Origin of the sequence: Bradyrhizobium sp. NBAIM08 (genome assembly GCF_020193935.1) — a bacterium.
GTDB classification, from domain to species: domain Bacteria; phylum Pseudomonadota; class Alphaproteobacteria; order Rhizobiales; family Xanthobacteraceae; genus Bradyrhizobium; species Bradyrhizobium yuanmingense.
Genome location: NZ_JADYVR010001154.1, coordinates 1 through 392 on the forward strand (window position 1 = coordinate 1; position 392 = coordinate 392).

The window sequence follows — 392 nt, forward strand, 5'->3', positions numbered from 1 at the left end:
CTCCCAAGGCCATGCGATGTTGACCGGCGTTACTGAACAGATTTCCAAGGCTTGCCTCAACGTCGGCAAGTTTGTCCTCTCGATTGAGTTTTCGATAAGTTACAGCCGCAGAATCCAGGCACTGCTTTGCCTTTGGGAGTAAGTTTAGATCAGTAAATGTAATGCCCATATTTGTTAGAACATCTGCAATTTTGATTTCCAGCTTCAGGTTGCGATAAATGGCTAAGGAGGCTTTATAGAATCGGATCGCCTCATCGTTACGGTTAAGGTTTGTATTCGCCGTTCCTAAATTATTCAGTGACCAAGCGATGTCCACAGGCACATTTATCTTTCGAAAAGTATTTAGGGCAGCAGTGTATGAGTTCCGTGCTTTCAAATGATCACCCATATTT

The 392-nt window shown here is 43.6% G+C and carries 1 protein-coding gene; it reads right to left on the reverse strand.

The features are described 5' to 3' along the window. Positions 1 to 388, reverse strand: a 388-nt coding sequence (locus tag I6F37_RS43925) for a tetratricopeptide repeat protein (protein ID WP_225154974.1), incomplete at its 3' end; no start/stop codon positions are given. Positions 389 to 392 lie beyond the last annotated feature (4 nt).